The following is a 16218-nucleotide window of genomic DNA, read 5'->3' on the forward strand; positions in this document are numbered from 1 at the left end:
CGTCCTTCCAGTCCCGCTTGGTGAGCTCGGTCGGGCGCTCGGGCGGCCCCAGAAGTTGTCGACCGCGCAGCAGAGTAAGTCCGCGGCCGTCGTCGTGGCTCGCGCTCGAGGCGAGAGTACCGCCGTCGTCGCTGCTCGAACTCAGGGTGAAGGTGCCGTCGTCGCTGCTCGGGCTCAGAGCCGGAGCGCCGCACTTTCCGCTGCTCGGACGGACGGGTGGAGCGTGACACTGTCCGCCGCCCGCGCGCGGCCTGGTGACGCCGTGCGGGTCACCGGCGCGAACTGGCCCGCGGGGCAACTGGTTCAGCTCGTGACCTGCGGGGAGCTGGCGCTGCCGGGATCGTCCTCGTGCGACATGCGCGCGGCGCTGGCTGCCGCCGTGGGACGCGACGGCGGCTTCGCGGTCTCGCTCACCGTCGGCGAGCCGCCCCGGCCGTGCCCGTGCGTGGTGCACGTGTCCGCGGTCGGCGCCGGGGGCGGCGGCCATGTCGACGCCCCGATCGAGATCTCGGGCCACCCCACGGGGCCGGTGCCGAGACCCGCCCGCACCCCCACCAGCCTCGAGGTCGTGGAGGCCCGCCTCACCGGCGGCGGTTCGCTGCCCGCCTGGCTCGGCGCACCGCACGAGCGCACCCTCGTCTACACCGTGCGCAACGCGGGCACGCAGACGCTTACCGGGGTGCCGCTGACCGTGCGCGTCGGCAACGGCGCCGATGCCGTCGCCACCCCGCCCACCGGCGAGTTGCGCCCGGGCGAGACCCGCACCTACCAGGTCGCCGTGCCGATCCCGTTCGCGGCGATCGGGGACTACCCGGTGACCGCCGAGCTGGGCGGGCTGGGGCAGGCACGGGCCGTGCATCGGGCGTACCCGTGGGGACTGGTGCTCCTCAACCTCGTCGGCCTGATCATGATCGCGCTCGGGGTACGCCGGCTGCTGCGCCGACGGCGTGTCCGGGGTTACGGCCCGCAGCTCGCCGTTGACGGGGCGGTGCTGCTGCCCGCCGTGGTTCGGCTGCCCGACCTGGGGGCGTACCTCGTCTTCGACGACGCGCCCGGCGCGGGCCGGATGCGGCGCCTGGCCGGTGGGCGGCTGACCCCGGAGGACCTGCGCCGCCTGCTGGAACGCGAGGCGCAGCAGCCCACCGCCGTCGTCGACCTCGCGGCGCTGGACGCCTTCCTCACCTCCCGCGAAAGCAGGTGACCATGGACAGGTCGACGGCACTGCGCGCGGCCGCCGCGGCGATCGCGGCGGCGGTGGCCTTCACCGGCTGCTCGGCCGTCATGCCCGGCGCGCTCGACGGCGGCCCACGCGGCACGGCGGTGACCGGCACCGGCCCCGGCGTCACCGACACCACCGTGAAGGTCGTGTTCGTCGGCGTCGACCTCGGCACCACCGGCAGCAGCCTCGGCTTCCGCACCGCCGACGCGGGCGACCTGCCCGCACAGGTCAAGGCGCTGGAGACGTACGTCAACGCCAACGGCGGCATCGCCGGGCGGCGCATGCAGGCGATGTTCCGCAGCTACGAGGCCAGCAACGACTCCCCGGCCGCCGAGGAGAAGCTCTGCAACCAGATCACCCAGGACGACCAGGCGTTCGCCGTGGTGCTCACCGGGCAGTTCCAGGCCAACGCCCGCCCCTGCTACGCCCAGCGCCGTACGCTGATGCTCGACGCGACGCTGGTCGCCACCGACGACGCCACCTACGCGCGGCTGTCGCCCTACCTGTGGTCGGCCAGCTACCCCAGCTACGACGAGTTCGTCGGCGCGCTGCTGCGTACGCTGTCCGAACAGGAATTCTTCGCCGGAGTCGACGGCGCGGGCGTGGTCGCGGCGGACACTCCGGTCAATCGCGCCGTGTATCAGCGGCTGGCCGAGCCCGAGCTGACCCGGGTCGGGATCACGCCCACCGTGTCCTGGATCGACACGACCGACCTCGGCACCCTGAACGCGGGGCTCAACCAGGCCGTCGTCGACTTCCGCAGCAGGGGGATCAGCCGGGTGCTGTTCCTGGGGGGCGCCCGGCTCGCGTCGTTCTTCCTCACCACCGCCGCCGCGCAGAGCTACACCGCCCGGTATGCCGTGTCCAGCTTCGACAACCCGGCCTTCCTGGTGAACAACCCCGAGACCATCCCGGTCGCGGCCCTCGACGGCATGCTCGGCGTCGGCTTCAACCCCAGCCAGGACGTGCCCGACAGCCGCTTCCCGTTCCCGGGCGGCGACGCCGAGCGGGCCTGCCTGGACATCTTCGCCGCCGCCGGGCAGACCTTCCGGACCCGGGAGAACGCGCGGGTCGCCTTCACCTACTGCGACGCCGCGCTGCTGCTGCACGCCGCTGCGAAGGACCTCGGGCCGAACCTCAACGCCGCCGCATTCGCGCAGGCCGCCGCCGGGCTCGGCGACCGGTTCACCCCCGCCGCCGGCACCCGCGGGCTGCTCGGCGGCGAGCGGCGCACCGTCGGCGACGGCTACCGCGTGCTCGCGTACGACACCGGGTGCTCCTGCTTCACCTACCGCGGCGAGGAGGTGCGCTTTGCCCGCTGACGCGCTGTCGGTCACCGGCGTCGAGGCCGCGTACGGCCCGGTGCAGGTGCTGTTCGGGGTGGACCTGCGGGTCGCGCCGGGCGAGCTGGTCGGCCTGTGCGGCCCCAACGGCGTCGGCAAGTCCACGCTGCTGCGGGTGCTGTGCGGCCTGCACCGCCCGAGCGCCGGGCGGGTGGACCTGCTCGGCGCCGACGTCACCGCCGTCTCCGCCGTGCGGCGGGTGCGGCTGGGCCTGTCCACCGTTGTCGGCCAGGCCGCGTTCGGGTCGCTGTCCGTGCTCGACAACCTGCGCCTGCACGGGTACGCCGTCGCCCCGGCCCGGTCCCGTGAGGCGGTGGACGCCGCGCTGGCGGTGTTCCCGCGCCTGGCGCAGCGGGCGCAGCAGCCCGCGTCCACGCTGTCCGGCGGCGAGCGGCAGATGCTGGTGCTCGCCAAGGCGCTGATCCAGCAGCCGCGGGTGCTGCTCGTCGACGAGCTGTCGCTCGGGCTCGCCCCGATCGTCGTCGGCGGCCTGCTGGAGATGCTGCGGCGGCTCAACGCCACCGGCATGTCCATCCTGGTCGTCGAGCAGTCGGTCAACGTCGCGCTGTCGCTGGTCGACCGGGTGTACTTCATGGAGCGCGGCACGATCGCCGCCGAACACCGCCCGGCCGACCTGGCCGCCCGGCCCGACCTCGTGCGCTCCCTGGTGCTGGGCGGTCACGCATGATCGACCCGATCGTCCTCGGCCTGTTCACCGGCCTCACCTACGGCCTGCTCGCCGTCGGCCTGGTGCTCGTCTTCCGGTCCAGCCGGTTCCTCAACTTCGCCCACGGCTCGGTCGGCGTGTTCGGCGCCGCCGTGCTGGGCCGCCTGGTCACCGGCGCCGGCGTGCCGTACTGGCTCGCCTTCGTGCTCGCCATGGCCGTCGCCGCGGCGGTGTCGGCGGGCATCGAGACGGGCGTCGTACGACGCCTGCACGGCCGCCCCGCCGTCACGGGGATGATCGCGACGCTGGGCCTGTCGCAGTTCGTGCTGGTGCTCGCGCTGCTGATCAACAGCCAGGGACTCAGCGGCCTCACCTTTCCCAAGCCGCCCGGCCTGCCGTCGTTCACGCTCGGGCGCACCCCGATCGGGCCCGCGTTCACCGCGATGGCACTGCTGGCACCGCTGCTGCTGGGCGGCCTCGCGCTGTTCCTGCGGCGCAGCCGGTTCGGCCTGGCCGTGCGCGCCGCCGCCGACGACGCCGACACCGCCCGACTGGACGGCATCCCCGCCGCCCGGATGACCACGCTGGCCTGGGCCATCGCCGGGGCCGTCGCCGCGTTCTCGGCGATCCTGGTGACCCCCACCCAGGGCGCCCAGTCCATCGACACCCTCGGCCCCGAGCTGCTGCTGCGCGGCCTGGCCGGTGCGGTCGCGGCCCGGATGACGTCGCTGCCGATCGCGTTCGCCGCCTGCCTGGCCGTCGGCGTGGGCGAGCAGGTGCTGCTGTCGCTGGGCGCGGGCCGCGGCGGGGTGTCCCTGGCGCTGGCGCTGTTCATCCTGGTCGCGCTGCTGTCCCAACCAAGGCTCGGGCGGCGCGACGGCGAGCAGGTGCGCTGGCCGCGCGCGGTGCCCGTGCCCGGCACCCCGGCCACCCGCATCGCGGCCCTCGCCGGGCTGCTGGCGGCGGCCGGTGCGGCGTACCTGGTCAGCAACCAGACCGCCTCGGCGCTGACCGCCGTCGCCGGGTTCGCCGTCGTCGGGTTGTCGGTGCTGCTGGTCACCGGGCTCGCGGGCGAGCTGTCGCTGGGGCAGTTCGCCTTCGCGGGCATCGGCGCTGCCGTGTCGCTGCACGTGTCGGCCGCCACCGGCAACTTCTTCACCGGCGCGGTAGCCGGGTGTGCCGCTGCGGCCGGCGCCGCCGCGCTGGTGGCGCTGCCCGCGCTGCGGCTGCGCGGCGTCGCGCTGGCCGCGACCACCCTGGCGTTCGCGCTCGCCGCCGAGGCGTGGCTGCTGCGGCTGCCGATCCTGCTCGGCGACGGCGTCAGCGCCCCCAAACCGAGCTGGACCGGGTACACCCTCGTGCTGGCCAAGGACTACTACCTGTTCGCGCTGCTCATGCTAGTGCTCGCGCTGTGGCTGGCGCACCGGCTGCGGGCGGGCGGATTCGGCCGCACGGTGCTGGCGCTGCGCGACAACGAGGATGCCGCACGCGCCCTGGGCGTGCCCGCGCCGCTGCGCAAGCTGCAGGTGTACGCCGCCGCCGGGGCGCTGGCCGGGCTCGGCGGCGTCGTCATCGGACACGGGCAGACCCAGGTCACCGTCAACAGCTTCCCGGCCGTGGCGGGCATCGACGCGGTCGCGCTGACCGTGGTCGGCGGGCTGGGCCTGCTCGGCGGGCCGATCCTCGGCGCGCTGCTGCTGGTCGGCATACCCGGCCTGGTCGAGCTGGGCATCATCGGCCAGGCCGCGCTCACCCTGGGCTGGCTGCTGGTCGTCGTGCTGCTGCCCGGCGGCCTCGGCGAACCGCTCGCCCGCCTGCTGCGCCGCCTACCAGGTCGGCGAACAGCGGCCGGCGCGGGCGGCGCGGCGGGTGGTCGGGGCCCGCTCGCGGTGTTCGACGTCCGCGGCCGGATCGGACGCCACCGCCGGGCGGCCCTGCACGAACCCGCAGCCGAGATCAGACAGGTGCCGTCGCCACCGGATCCGCTGCCGCGCAGGCGCCCAGCGGCAGCCGCCTCACCGCTGGCCCACCCGGCGGAAGCGGCTTCACCGGTGGCGCGTCCTGTGGCCGCAGCCGAACCCTCGGCGCACCCTGCTGTGACCGGCCTTGACGAGGTCGGGCGGCGTCGCGGCGTGCGGCTGCCGGAGCGGACCAGGCCACTGGTGGTGACGGGCGGTCCACTGCTGCGGGCTAGCGGTGTCGCGCGGGCCTTCGGCGGCGTCCAGGCGGTCGCCGGTGTCGAGCTCGACGTGGCGGCCGGAGAGGTCGTCGGCATCATCGGGCCGAACGGCGCGGGCAAGACCACGCTGTTCGAGATCCTCGGCGGGTTCACCAAGCCCGACGGCGGGACGGTCGAGTTCGCCGGGCGCGACGTCACCGCGTACAGCCCGCAGCGGCGGGCGCGGCTCGGGCTGGTGCGCTCGTTCCAGGACTCGCGGCTGTTCCCGACACTGACCGTACGCGAGTCGCTGATGGTCGCCGCCGAGCGCACCGCGCCCGAAGGGCTGCTGACCGCCGCGCTCGGCGGGCGCGGGCCGCAGCGGCGGCAGGCCGCGCTCGCCGCGGACCTGCTCGACCTGTTCGACCTCGGCGAAGTCGCCGAGCGGCCGGTCGGGGCGCTGTCCACGGGCACCCGCCGCACCGCCGAGCTGGCCTGCCTGCTGGCGCTGGAGCCGTCGCTGCTGCTGCTCGACGAGCCGTCGTCGGGCGTGTCCCAGGCCGACGGCGTCGCGCTGGCGGACCTGCTGCTGCGGGTCAACCGCGAGCTCGGCGTGGCGCTGCTGGTGATCGAGCACGACCTGCCGCTGCTGTCCCGGCTGGCACGGCGGATGGTCGCCATGGACGCCGGCCGGGTCATCGCCGACGGCACTCCCGACCAGGTCCGCGAGCACCCCGCCGTGGTCGCGGCATACCTGGGCACCGATGCCGTGGCGGTGCACCGCTCCGGCGTACCCGTCTAAGGAGGTTTCCCATGTGGAGAGCACGTGTGGTCGCGGTCCTCGCCGTCGTGGCGGTGGCCGTGCCGATGTTCGCCCAGCCCGCCGCGGCCAAGCCGGCGCTGCGGCTGAGCAAGTCCAGCGGCCTGGCCGACGGGGCTTCGATCACGGTCAACGGGTCGGGCTTCACCGCCGGCCTCAAGCAGATCGCGATCGGCCAGTGCATCGCGGAGGTGAAGGGCCCCACGGACTGCAATCTCGCGGGCGGCGCGCAGTTCGTCAACGCCGATGCCAGCGGCAAGATCCCGGGGGTGACGCTGCGCGTGGCGAAGAAGTTCGGGTCGTTCGACTGCACCAAGCGGCAGTGCGTGATCGCGGCGCAGATCCTGCCGTCGTCGGCGCCGGACGACATCGTCAAGTTCAACGCGACCAGCGTGAAGATCTCGTTCGGGTCGTCCGGGGGCGCCACCACGGCGCCGACGGCGTCGTCCAGCCCGGGTGCCAGCCTGGCCAAGACCGGTCCGGGCGACGAGCACTGGTTCATCGTCCTGGCGGGAACGGCCCTGCTCCTGCCTGGCATCGGCTTCCTGCTGCTGCTGCTGCCCCGCCGCCGCACCACCGCGGCAGCCTGACGACTTCACGACCCGCCACGGCCTGCGGGCTCAGTGCGGGTCGAGTTTGATCGTGGAGGCGCGGGACGCGGGGTTGACGACGCTGTCGACGTACTTCTTGCCGTAGCGGCCGTACTTGCTGCGGTAGACGGCGTCGATGCGGTCGTTGAGGCCGGGGTCGGCGTCGACGACGAACGCGACGTCCTTGTCCACCCCGGCGGACCGGACGTGGCCCTCGTGCCGCGTCTGGGTGCCGCGGAACCAGGCGCCGGCGCGGCCGTGCATGGACCGGACGTAAAGGTCGTCGCCGTCGCGGACCACCCACATCGTCACCGGGTCGCGCAGGCTGCCGTCGCGCCGCTGGGAGGCGAGCTCCAGCTCATCGGCCTGGCCGATCGTGGCCAGCTCGTCGGATGTCCATCCGGTCATGATCGCCTCCTGGTGAATCGGCGGGCCGCAGGAGCCAGGTGCCCCTCAGGCCGATTCTCCCGTGCGACGGGCCGAGGTGTCGGCGGTTCCCGGCAACGCCGTCTCCGCCCCCGCCTTGCCGTGGGCGCAATGCAATGATCGCGAGTTCGGGTCACGAAATGCAGTCCGACTGCAGATCATGACCCGAACTCGCGATCACCGAGGGAAGCCCGACGGAAGACCGGCCGCAGCCCGGCGGGAGCCGGACGGAAGCCCGGCGCAACCGCGCCGGAACCGCGGCGGGGGTCAGTGCTCGCGGAGCAACGACCCCGCGCCGTACACCTTGTCGGCGATGCCGTTGTCGCGCAGCGCCATCCACCAGGTGGCGGCGTTGATCGCGATGACCGGCTTGCCCAGCCACCGCTCCGCCTCGTCGGCCAGCCGCACCATGGACAGGTTGGTGCCGCACTGCACGATCGCGTCCACGTCCGGGCCGTCGACCTTGCGGATCGCGTCGCGCAGCTCGTCCTCGGTGACGTGCGCGATGGCCACCGCCGTCGGGCACCTGAGCCCTTCGATCGCGGTGACCTCGAACCCGATCTCGGAGAAGAACTTCACCACGTTCTGGTCGCCGACCGGCTGGTACGGGGTGACCACGCCGATCCGGCGCGCCCCGTACAGCTGCAGTGCCCGCTCGCACGCCTCGGCGCCGGTGGCGACCTCCAGGCCGGTGATGGCCTTGATCTGGCGTACGAACTCGCGGTTGCCCTCGACCCCGCCCCAGAACGTCTCCGCCGACATGCCCATGACCATGTAGTCGGGCTCGCAGGTCAGCACCCGCTCGCAGGCCGCGCCGATCTCGTCGCGGATCTGCACCAGCAGGTGCTCGAAGTTCGCGTCGTCGGACAGGTCCTGGTTGCGGATGTGGATGCGGGAGAAGTGCGCGGTCACTCCCGGCACGGTCATCGAGTAGAAGTCCGGCTCGACGATGGTGTTGGTGGACGGTGCGATCACGCCGAACTTCCGCCGCCAGCCCAGTGCGTCGGTCATGCGGTCACTCCGACGGCTGCGGGGGCGGGCGTGACCGTGCGGGCCGCGCGGACGGTCAGCACCGCCGCGATCAGGAAGAGGGCCTGGGCGATGGTGTTGATGCCCTGCTCCATCCACTGGAACCCGAGGGTGTGGTGCTCCGGGTGGCTGCGCAGCGGCACCAGCGAGGTCACCCCGACGATGCCTAGCACGAACAGGACGACGGCGAGCCAGGCCCGGTGGCGTCCGGCCACCACCGCGCCGAGCACGCTGATCAGGGTTACGCCGGTGGTGGCCGCGATGAACGTGGGCTGCAGGGTGCCGGTGCCGACGGCGGCGCCCGCGACGGCCACGCCGATCAGGGCGTACGGCCACCACGGCGTGATCCTGCCGCGCAGCGTCGTGTGCAGCGACCACAGCACCAGCAGCGACCCGGTCGCCATCAGCGGGAACAGCGATTGCTCCAGCCAGGGCCAGTCCGTGCCGAACCCGGACAGCAGCAGCTTCCAGGTCGACTTGGCGACGCCGCCCAGGCCGATGAGCACCGCCCCGGCCCGCCCGAGCACGGCGGCGACCGGGTCGATCCGCCGGGACGCCCCGCCGAGCAGCCAGAACCCGGCCAGCGCCAGCAGGGTCGGCACGTAGTCCTCCAGAGCGAGGATCACCGGGTAGTCGTTGGTGTTCACGCGTCCTCCCCGAACACGTCGCGCTTGCGGAATGCGGTCATGAAACGCCAGAAGGCCTTGCCGCGGGTCAGCCACGCCACCCGGGCTCCGTTGGCGGCGCCGGCCAGCACCTTCTCGGCCAGCCAGGGGGTGACGGTCTCGACCCGGTCGGCCAGGATGTTGAAGATCTTCTTGGCCTGGGCGAGCTCGTCGGGCGTGTAGTCGTGGGTGAGCAGGTCGGTGACGACCATGCCGGGGGACAGGTGGTGCACGGTCACGCCGGTGCCCGCGACCTCCTTGGCCAGGCTGTCGGTGGTGTACGTGACGGCGCGCTTGGTGGCGCCGTACACGGTCAGGCCGGGCCGGATCATGCCGTTGGAGCCGAAGCCCTCCATGTTCCACAGCGCGCCGTGGCCCTGGGCCGCCATCCCGGCCAGCACCACGGCGGCGGCGTGCAGCAGGCCGCGCAGGTTCAGGTCGACGGTCGCGTCCAGCTCGCCGGGCGGCAGCTCCCAGAGCCGGTGCCGGGCGGGGGACATGCCCGCGTTGTTGATCCAGATGTCGACGCGCCCGTGCCTGTCGACGGCGGCGTCCCACAGGCGCCGCACCGCGTCCCGGTCGGTGACGTCGGCGACCACGCCGTACGCCTGCGGCACCTGCGCGCCGGCGCGTTCGACCGAGTCGACCGACCGTCCGCAGTAGACGACCTGCGCGCCGCGGGCGGTCAGCTCCCGCACCAGCCCCAGGCCGATGCCGCGCGTCCCGCCGGTGACCACGACGACCTTGCTCATGACGCCTCCTCGCCGTGGCCATGACGGGGAGTGGCGATCCGCTCGTTCATGCCGCGTCCTCCCATTCCAGGAGGCCGTGCATGACGCCGTCGAGGACGTTGCCGTCGAAGACCTCGTACACCACGGCCAGCTGCTTCCCGGCGGACATGCCGGGCTCGGCGTCGATGAGGACCTCGCGGGTCTTCAGCTTCACCACGTCGGTGAAGTGCAGCGACCCGAACGCGGCGCGGCCGAACGCGATCGCGTTGCCCCACACCTGCGGGCCCTCGTGGAACAGCCGGTTGCCGTCGCGCCGCACGACCGCGGTGGCGGTGCGCTCCAGCGCCCCCGACCAGGTCAGGGTGCGGCGGGTGTGCAGCAGGTCGACCGGTTCCAGGGCGAGCCGCACGTCGACCGTGCCGCGCTGCTTCTGGTCGGCGCCCCAGAGTTCGACGCTGCCCGCGTACGCCCCGGCCTGCTTGGTGGGCATGATGTGCGGGACGGGGCCGCGGCGGGTCTCGGCGGCCAGGAACTCGGCGACCCGGGCCTGGGTCGCGGGGTTCTCGTCGTGGTCGTGCGAGCGGGTGTAGACGCCGTTGAAGCAGCCGACGACGGACCAGCCCTGGTAGAGCACGGACGAGTACACCTGGGTCTGCCCGTCGGGCAGGATCTGGTTCCAGGTGTTCAGGTCGACCTGCCAGCCCGGCCCGTAGTAGTGCGAGTCGACGAAGGAGCCGTAGGGCTGCCCGGTGCCGTAGAAGTCCGGTCCGGTGTAGACGCGGTTGTCGTCGGCGTCCTTCACCCCGAACGCGAACGGCGCCCCGAGCCGGAACTGCCCGGCCAGCGGCCCGCCGCCGGTCAGCCCGCCGTCCATGTAGTACGTGGTGACGCCGTCGGCGAACACCGAGGAGCGGCGGATGTCCTCGTAGCCGCACCACGTGCCGGACGCGTCGAACAGCGACGGCCGGCCGTGCCACTCCCCGGTGATGCGCTGCTGCCACGCGCTGGGCTCAGCCATTGGCCACCAGCTCGGCGCGGATCGCGTCGGTCTTCTCGTCGCCGAGCAGCCGGGACACCTGCGCCCAGACCGGGTCGACGTCGCGGCTGAAGATGTTGGCGCGCACCGCCGTGTCGCGGGCGGCCAGGTCGGTGTCGGCGAGCCCGGCCAGCACGTCGTCGGGCAGACCCTTGTCGACCAGCGCCGACCAGTGTCCGGCGTACGCGTCGACGTGCTCGGTGATCGCCGCGAACGCCTCCTCGGACGCCCGGTTGACCAGCATCCACGGCGACATGATGGCCCGCTGCCGGGGCCCGATCGCGGCCGGCGTGAGGCCCTCGATGGCCGCCGCGGACTCGAACACCGGGCTCAGCGGGTGGAACGCGGCGTCGGTGTACGGCAGGTGCGAGGCCAGGTCGGCGCGCGGGATCAGGTCCAGGTGGAAGGCGTGGTAGGACCCGCCGTACACCGAGTCGAGGGTGAAGTGCGGGACGGCCGAGTCCTCCGGCGTGAACGCGAAGATCATGTGGCTGTCGAGCTGGATCATCGGGACGACCAGCCCGACGTACACCACCTTGGCCACGGCCGAGCCCTTGAAGATCCGCACCGAGCCGACCGGCGCGGGCGACATCGGGCTGGTCAGCGAGGCCAGCGGGGTCTCCTGCTCGACCAGGTCGGGGTGGCGGGCCAGGATGCGTTGCAGGGTGCGCTCGCACAGGTCGGCGGGCAGGCTCACGGGGTCACTCCTCGGGGGTGGGGTCGGCCTCGGCCGCGTCGGCGGCGTCCCAGGCGGCCTGGACGGTCGGGTGCTCGCCGCGGGCCTTGTGCACCCAGGCGCGGGCCAGCTCGGCGTTCTCCCGGCGGGCCGGGGACGCGATCACGGTCGCGGTGCGGCGCGGCACGTCGCCGGTGATGCTGTCCTCGTCGGACAGCAGCCAGCCCTTCTCGGCCAGCTCCTGGCGGCGGCGCCGGTAGTGCACCGCGATCAGGTCGCTCTTGATGTGCAGCTCCGCGCCCAGGTCGAAGGGCAGCAGCTCGGGCCGGACCTTGTTCACGACCTCCGCGTCCTCATAGAAGATCTTGAGGGTACGGTTGATCGCGTTCTTGTCGGCCCACTTGCCGGTGAAGAAGGTGCGCAGCGCCACCCACTTGACCAGCGTGGTCGTCTCGTCGATCGGGATGTTCGTGTCGTAGATGATCAGCTCGCCGATCGGCAGCCGCACGTGCAGCTTGATCATGTTGGGCAGCATCCAGCCGGCCGAGGTGCGCACCGGCGGGCGGTTGCTCAGATCGCCCTTGTTGCGGTTGAGCAGCGCCCAGATGCCCTTGGGCCGCGGCGGGTAGAGGTCGACCGTGGCGAACGCCGACCACTCGTCCGGCGTCTCCAGCTCGTAGTCGGCGACCTCCGGGCGCTCCGGGTTGCCGAACGCGCCCGCGTGCACGAACGGCGCGTGCGCGATGTCGCAGCCGTTCTCCAGGATCCGCTCGTAGTTCGCCTGCCACAGGAACTCGCCGGTCACCGCCCGGAAGCGGCCGCCGTTCTCCTTGAGGTCGTCGAACTCCGGCCACACCGGCAGCGGCGGGCGCTCGGACTCGGGCAGGTCGCCCATGAACACCCAGACGAAGCCGTACTTCTCCTGCACCGGGTACGAGTCCACCCGGGCCTTCTTCGGGATGCCCCGGCCCGGCAGGTTCGCCGGGATCTTCGTGCACTGCCCGTCCGGCTCGTACTCCCAGCCGTGGTACGGGCAGACGATGCAGTCGCCCTTGGTCCAGCCGCCCGACAGCGCCGCACCGCGGTGCACGCACAGGTCCGACAGCGCCACCGGGCGGCCCTTCGGCGTCCGGTAGAGGGCCAGGTGCTGGCCGAGCACGGTCACCCGGGCGGGCTTGGTGGTGACCCGGTCGGCGAACTCGACCGCGTACCAGAAGTTCTTCAACATGGGTGTTACCTCCGCCGGATGGAGTCGACGCCGGGATGCCCGGTGAGTTTGTCCAGTTCGGGATACGCCGCCGCGGCGCCGGACAGGTGCGCCTGGCAGAACACGCCGAGCAGGTCGGCCAGCAGCGCGCGGTGCGCGTCCGGGTCGCCCTCGGCGGGCTGGTCCAGGAACGCCCGCGCCGCCGTGTGGTCCACCGGGTGCACGATCGCGAAATGGTTCGCTCCGGCCAGGCGCACCAGCAGGTTGGCGCCGTCGCGGTCGGGCAGCGCCTCGTCGAACGTGCGGGTGATCGGGTCGCGCCGGGTCGCCGCGTCCTCGCCGTACCGGTCCGCCGAGCCGTTGATCACGCCGTCGTTGGTGCCCGCGACCAGCAGCACGGGGCAGTCGGCCTGCGCCGGCAGCACGGTGCCCGCCGGCCAGCCCAGCATCGTGGCGACCATGGTGTGCGCGCCGTACGTCGCGACCGCCTTCACCTCGGGCACGAACCGCGCCGACTGCAGCGCCACGGTGCCGCCCGCCGAGTGGCCGATCAGCGCCACCCGGTCCAGGTCCAGCAGCCCCGCCAGCGGCCCGGTCATCGCGGCCAGCGCGTCGAGCACCGGCCGCAGCGACGGGGTGGTGGGCCGCTTGCCGTAGCCGTCGGGCCGGGCCGCGTCGAGGTCGACGCCCGGGGTGATCCCGTGCAGGCCCCCGAACAGCGTGCCCACCCAGTCGTAGGTGACCGCGACGATGCCCCGCTCGGCCAGCGCACAGGCCAGCCAGCGGTACGCCTCCTGGCCCACGTTCACCCCGGACACGATCACCGCCACCGGGTACGGCGCACCGGAGGTCTCGGCGGCCATCACCCCCGACAGCCGCTCGCGGTCTGAGCCGTCCGGCGCCGCCGGGTAGTACACGCGCAGGTGGGCGGTGTCGAACGGCGGCTCGTGACCGGGCACGGTGGTCGCCCACCACACCGAGCGGATGGTGCTCATCTCGGGCGCTCCGACTTCCGGTCCCCGCCCCACAGGCCGCGGACCAGCTTGTCGGTGGTCTCCTGGCCGAAGAAGCGCACGCCCATCACGTTGGCCGGGTCGCGGTCGGCGATGTTGCGCCGGATGCGCAGGTCCGTCTCGGCCAGCGCGGCCCGCTGCTCGACCGGCACCGGCTCGGCCTCGTCGACCCAGCGCAGCCACCGGTCCACGTGCTCGTGCGTCAGCTTGCGCACGATGTCGATGTTGCGCGCGCTGCGCTGGAACGAGTAGCAGTACGCCGTCGGCGACAGGCTGGCCCGGATGAACCCGGCCCGGCTGACGAAGTACTCGAACTCCGGGTCGCCGCGGTGCGCGAGCCACTCCTGGTCCAGCGGGGCGTAGTAGCGGTCGTAGTACTCGCCGTCCTCGACCAGGTTCACCCGCGGCACGGAGTCGAGGTAGAACCAGCCCTCCGGCCACACCAGCAGGGCCAGGCCCAGGTGCGGCACCTTGACCTGCGGGCCGAGCCACACGGTCAGGTGCAGGTTGGCGAAGCTCGCGGCCGGGTTGCCCAGCCAGGAGTGCACCATCCAGTCCACCTCGGGCCCGCTGTACGCGGCCAGCGAGCCGCCGGGGCCGTCCGGGTACTGCCCGTACGACTCCAGCTCCCGGGTCGACTCGTCGCGGTGCAGCTCGAACCGGGCGTCGATCTTCGCCTTCAGCTCGGCCAGCAGCTGCTGCCATTCGTGGAACGTTTCGTGGACGTCGACGACGGGGGAGTTGTCCACCATGTCCTCGACGTGCCGGAGTGTTTCGGCCACCGTGGCCTACCTTTCTGTGAGGGCTTGCACGAGCCGCCACGGGCGGCCGTCGACGAGATCGGTCTGGCGGGACACCAGCCGGTTGGCGGCCTGGGCCGGCGCGACGTCGGCCCGCCCCACGGCCTGACCCGCCGGCACGGTCGACACCACGGGGTGGCTGATCCGCCCGGTGAACGGCCCCTGCCACGCGGTCCACAGCGTGAAGTCGGGCGACAGCGCGAATACCGCCGCGTCCTGGTGCAGCGGCGTGGCCGCCACCACGTTGAGACGGTTCTCCGCCGCCCGCTCCGGCAGCCCGAGTGCCAGCTCCCACTCCTCGGCGGCCGTCAGCGTCACCGCGACGACGTCGACGTCTTCGAGCGCGGCGACCCGGAACAGCTCGGGGTAGATCGAGTCGCCGCTCGCCACCATCGCCAGCCGTCCCCAGGGCAGGTCCACCGTCAGCAGGCGAGCCGCGTCGCCCGCGCCGTCCGGCGAGGGCTGCGCGGCCGGCCCGCTCGCAGCCGTCAGCGCGCTGGTCGGCGATGTGGCCGCCTCGGCTGTCTCGGTCGTCGGGGCTGTCCCGGTCGTTTCGGTGGTGTCGGCCGGCGACACTGCTGCCTGGCGCGACGACAACTTCTGGGTTGTCGTGACAACTTCTGGGTTGTCGCCCGTCGCGCCACCATGTAGCCGCGGCTGACGGGCGACGACGCCCGCGGCGTTGATGAGGACCGGTCCCGTGGCGGTGCCGACGACGGCGTGGGCGCGGGTGCCGTCCAGAGCTGCCGCGAGCACGGCCGGATCGCCCTCATGGACCACGATGAGCTCGGCCCCGGCTGCGGCGGCCAGGGCTGTTTCCCGTTCGGCGGTCGCGGCGTCGCCGCGCACCACCGCGACCTGCAAGCCGGCGGCACCCGCCGGGCGGCGGCGGCCGTGCGGCGGGGCGGCGATCGGCGCGTACAGCTCGGGGCGGCGGGTGGCGAAGATGTCGGTGCCGTCCGGGCGCAGCTTGCCGTCGGCCAGGTCAGGGTCGATGTCGGCGATGACCACGGCCTCGCCGGTGCGCGGCCCCTTGGCGACCACCGTCCCGTCGGGGGCGACGATCTGGCTCTCGCCCGCACCGTGCAGCCATTCCGCCGGTACGCCGAGGGCGGCGCTGAGCCGGGGCAGGTGCTCCTCCGGCAGCAGCGGCCCGATCTTGTTGGCGGCGACGACCCACACCTTGTTCTCGGCGGCGCGCACCGGGATGTGCAGGCTCGCCTCGTCCAGCGCGAACGAGTTGAGGCTGTTGAGCAGCACCTGCGCGCCGCGCAGCGCCAGGCCGCGGGCCACCTCGTTGATGACGCCCTCCATGCAGGCGTACATGCCGAGCCGGCCGAGCGGCGTGTCGATGATCGGCCCGACCTCGGTCGCCGGGTCGAGGTGGTCGTTCTCGGCGCCCATCAGGGTCTGCTTGTCGCACTGGCCGAGCAGCGCGCCGTCCGGGCCGAACAGGAAGTTCGTGCCGCCCGTGCGCCCGTCCGGGTGCGCGTGCGTCACGTTGATCTTTATGTGTACGCCGTGCGCCCGCGCCCGGTCGGCGATCGCGGTCAGGAACGGGTCCCCGGGCCGGGTCGCGATGCGGTGCGCCTGCGCGCGGTCGGTGTAGTAGGACAGGTGGTTGCAGAATTCGGGCAGCACGATGAGCTGTGCGCCCTGAGCCGCGGCGTCGTCGATGAGACGCAGGCACGAGGCGAGGTTGCCGTCGACGTCCTGCGACGCGGCGAGCTGCACCGCGGCGACCCGTACTGGAGCCATGCACTGTCTCCGGTTCCCCTAGCGAAACGCTGTTTCCCAAAACTACACTTGCGGGAGCGTTAGCAACAGGGGTCGACCGG

Annotated in this window: 15 protein-coding genes; 5 read left to right on the top strand and 10 right to left on the bottom strand. The window is 73.0% G+C overall.

All coding sequences use genetic code 11. From position 1 onward, the window contains the following. Window positions 1-223 precede the first annotated feature (223 nt). From AB0J67_RS19175 to AB0J67_RS19195, 5 genes are read left to right on the top strand one after another with little or no spacing between them, the layout of a single operon-like run. Window positions 224-1201, top strand: a complete 978-nt coding sequence (locus tag AB0J67_RS19175; RefSeq protein WP_363484163.1) for an NEW3 domain-containing protein — start codon at window positions 224-226, stop codon at window positions 1199-1201. 2 nt (window positions 1202-1203) lie between these two features. Further along, window positions 1204-2541 carry a hypothetical protein gene (locus AB0J67_RS19180; RefSeq protein WP_363484166.1) on the top strand — a complete coding sequence of 446 codons (1338 nt, stop codon included), beginning with the start codon at window positions 1204-1206 and terminating at the stop codon, window positions 2539-2541. Further along, window positions 2531-3250 (top strand): ABC transporter ATP-binding protein, encoded by a 720-nt coding sequence (locus AB0J67_RS19185; RefSeq protein WP_363484169.1) that lies wholly within the window; start codon window positions 2531-2533, stop codon window positions 3248-3250. Before AB0J67_RS19180 ends, AB0J67_RS19185 begins: the two co-directional genes overlap by 11 nt. Beyond that, on the top strand, window positions 3247-6189 hold the full coding sequence (locus AB0J67_RS19190) for an ATP-binding cassette domain-containing protein (RefSeq protein ID WP_363484172.1): 2943 nt from the start codon (window positions 3247-3249) through the stop codon (window positions 6187-6189). Before AB0J67_RS19185 ends, AB0J67_RS19190 begins: the two co-directional genes overlap by 4 nt. Window positions 6190-6200: 11 nt before the next feature. Then, window positions 6201-6797, top strand: coding sequence for a neocarzinostatin apoprotein domain-containing protein (locus AB0J67_RS19195; protein WP_363484175.1), 597 nt, complete (start codon window positions 6201-6203; stop codon window positions 6795-6797). 30 nt (window positions 6798-6827) lie between these two features. Here the strand turns inward: AB0J67_RS19195 and AB0J67_RS19200 are convergent, their stop codons facing one another. The 10 genes from AB0J67_RS19200 to AB0J67_RS19245 form a co-directional block, all read right to left on the bottom strand. After that, window positions 6828-7205, bottom strand: a complete 378-nt coding sequence (locus tag AB0J67_RS19200) for a DUF2255 family protein (protein ID WP_363484178.1) — start codon at window positions 7203-7205, stop codon at window positions 6828-6830. Window positions 7206-7490: 285 nt separating this feature from the next. Beyond that, window positions 7491-8234: an arylmalonate decarboxylase gene (locus tag AB0J67_RS19205; protein ID WP_363484181.1), complete on the bottom strand. Its 744-nt coding sequence runs from the start codon at window positions 8232-8234 to the stop codon at window positions 7491-7493. Continuing rightward, entirely contained in the window at window positions 8231-8899 is a 669-nt protein-coding gene (locus tag AB0J67_RS19210) for a hypothetical protein (protein ID WP_363484184.1), read from the bottom strand. The genes AB0J67_RS19205 and AB0J67_RS19210 overlap by 4 nt, the downstream gene beginning before the upstream one ends. Continuing rightward, window positions 8896-9669 carry an SDR family oxidoreductase gene (locus tag AB0J67_RS19215; RefSeq protein WP_363484186.1) on the bottom strand — a complete coding sequence of 258 codons (774 nt, stop codon included), beginning with the start codon at window positions 9667-9669 and terminating at the stop codon, window positions 8896-8898. The genes AB0J67_RS19210 and AB0J67_RS19215 overlap by 4 nt, the downstream gene beginning before the upstream one ends. A 46-nt stretch (window positions 9670-9715) precedes the next feature. Continuing rightward, complete coding sequence (locus AB0J67_RS19220) at window positions 9716-10666, bottom strand: hypothetical protein (RefSeq protein ID WP_363484189.1); 951 nt, start codon at window positions 10664-10666, stop codon at window positions 9716-9718. Beyond that, window positions 10659-11381, bottom strand: a complete 723-nt coding sequence (locus AB0J67_RS19225) for a hypothetical protein (RefSeq protein ID WP_363484192.1) — start codon at window positions 11379-11381, stop codon at window positions 10659-10661. The genes AB0J67_RS19220 and AB0J67_RS19225 overlap by 8 nt, the downstream gene beginning before the upstream one ends. Window positions 11382-11385: 4 nt before the next feature. Next, window positions 11386-12588 (bottom strand): aromatic ring-hydroxylating dioxygenase subunit alpha, encoded by a 1203-nt coding sequence (locus AB0J67_RS19230; protein ID WP_363484195.1) that lies wholly within the window; start codon window positions 12586-12588, stop codon window positions 11386-11388. A 5-nt stretch (window positions 12589-12593) separates the two neighbouring features. Further along, the gene (locus AB0J67_RS19235; protein ID WP_363484198.1) at window positions 12594-13562 is read right to left on the bottom strand and encodes a dienelactone hydrolase family protein; all 969 of its coding nucleotides are present in this window, start codon (window positions 13560-13562) and stop codon (window positions 12594-12596) included. Further along, on the bottom strand, window positions 13559-14362 hold the full coding sequence (locus tag AB0J67_RS19240; RefSeq protein ID WP_363484201.1) for an oxidoreductase: 804 nt from the start codon (window positions 14360-14362) through the stop codon (window positions 13559-13561). Before AB0J67_RS19240 ends, AB0J67_RS19235 begins: the two co-directional genes overlap by 4 nt. 6 nt (window positions 14363-14368) lie before the next feature. Further along, complete coding sequence (locus AB0J67_RS19245; RefSeq protein ID WP_363484204.1) at window positions 14369-16138, bottom strand: nitrilase-related carbon-nitrogen hydrolase; 1770 nt, start codon at window positions 16136-16138, stop codon at window positions 14369-14371. Between the last annotated feature and the right edge of the window lie 80 nt (window positions 16139-16218).

Origin of the sequence: Catellatospora sp. NPDC049609 (assembly GCF_040675365.1) — a bacterium.
Classification (GTDB): Bacteria; Actinomycetota; Actinomycetes; order Mycobacteriales; family Micromonosporaceae; genus Catellatospora.

What these genes read in the sequence shown, in the direction of transcription:
- AB0J67_RS19180 (WP_363484166.1), top strand. Translation starts at nt 1,204, where the DNA reads ATGGACAGGTCGACGGCACTGCGCGCGGCCGCCGCGGCGATCGCGGCG.
- AB0J67_RS19190 (WP_363484172.1), top strand. Translation starts at nt 3,247, where the DNA reads ATGATCGACCCGATCGTCCTCGGCCTGTTCACCGGCCTCACCTACGGC.
- AB0J67_RS19195 (WP_363484175.1), top strand. Translation starts at nt 6,201, where the DNA reads ATGTGGAGAGCACGTGTGGTCGCGGTCCTCGCCGTCGTGGCGGTGGCC.
- AB0J67_RS19200 (WP_363484178.1), bottom strand. Translation starts at nt 7,205, where the DNA reads ATGACCGGATGGACATCCGACGAGCTGGCCACGATCGGCCAGGCCGAT.
- AB0J67_RS19205 (WP_363484181.1), bottom strand. Translation starts at nt 8,234, where the DNA reads ATGACCGACGCACTGGGCTGGCGGCGGAAGTTCGGCGTGATCGCACCG.
- AB0J67_RS19215 (WP_363484186.1), bottom strand. Translation starts at nt 9,669, where the DNA reads ATGAGCAAGGTCGTCGTGGTCACCGGCGGGACGCGCGGCATCGGCCTG.
- AB0J67_RS19220 (WP_363484189.1), bottom strand. Translation starts at nt 10,666, where the DNA reads ATGGCTGAGCCCAGCGCGTGGCAGCAGCGCATCACCGGGGAGTGGCAC.
- AB0J67_RS19230 (WP_363484195.1), bottom strand. Translation starts at nt 12,588, where the DNA reads ATGTTGAAGAACTTCTGGTACGCGGTCGAGTTCGCCGACCGGGTCACC.
- AB0J67_RS19235 (WP_363484198.1), bottom strand. Translation starts at nt 13,562, where the DNA reads ATGAGCACCATCCGCTCGGTGTGGTGGGCGACCACCGTGCCCGGTCAC.
- AB0J67_RS19245 (WP_363484204.1), bottom strand. Translation starts at nt 16,138, where the DNA reads ATGGCTCCAGTACGGGTCGCCGCGGTGCAGCTCGCCGCGTCGCAGGAC.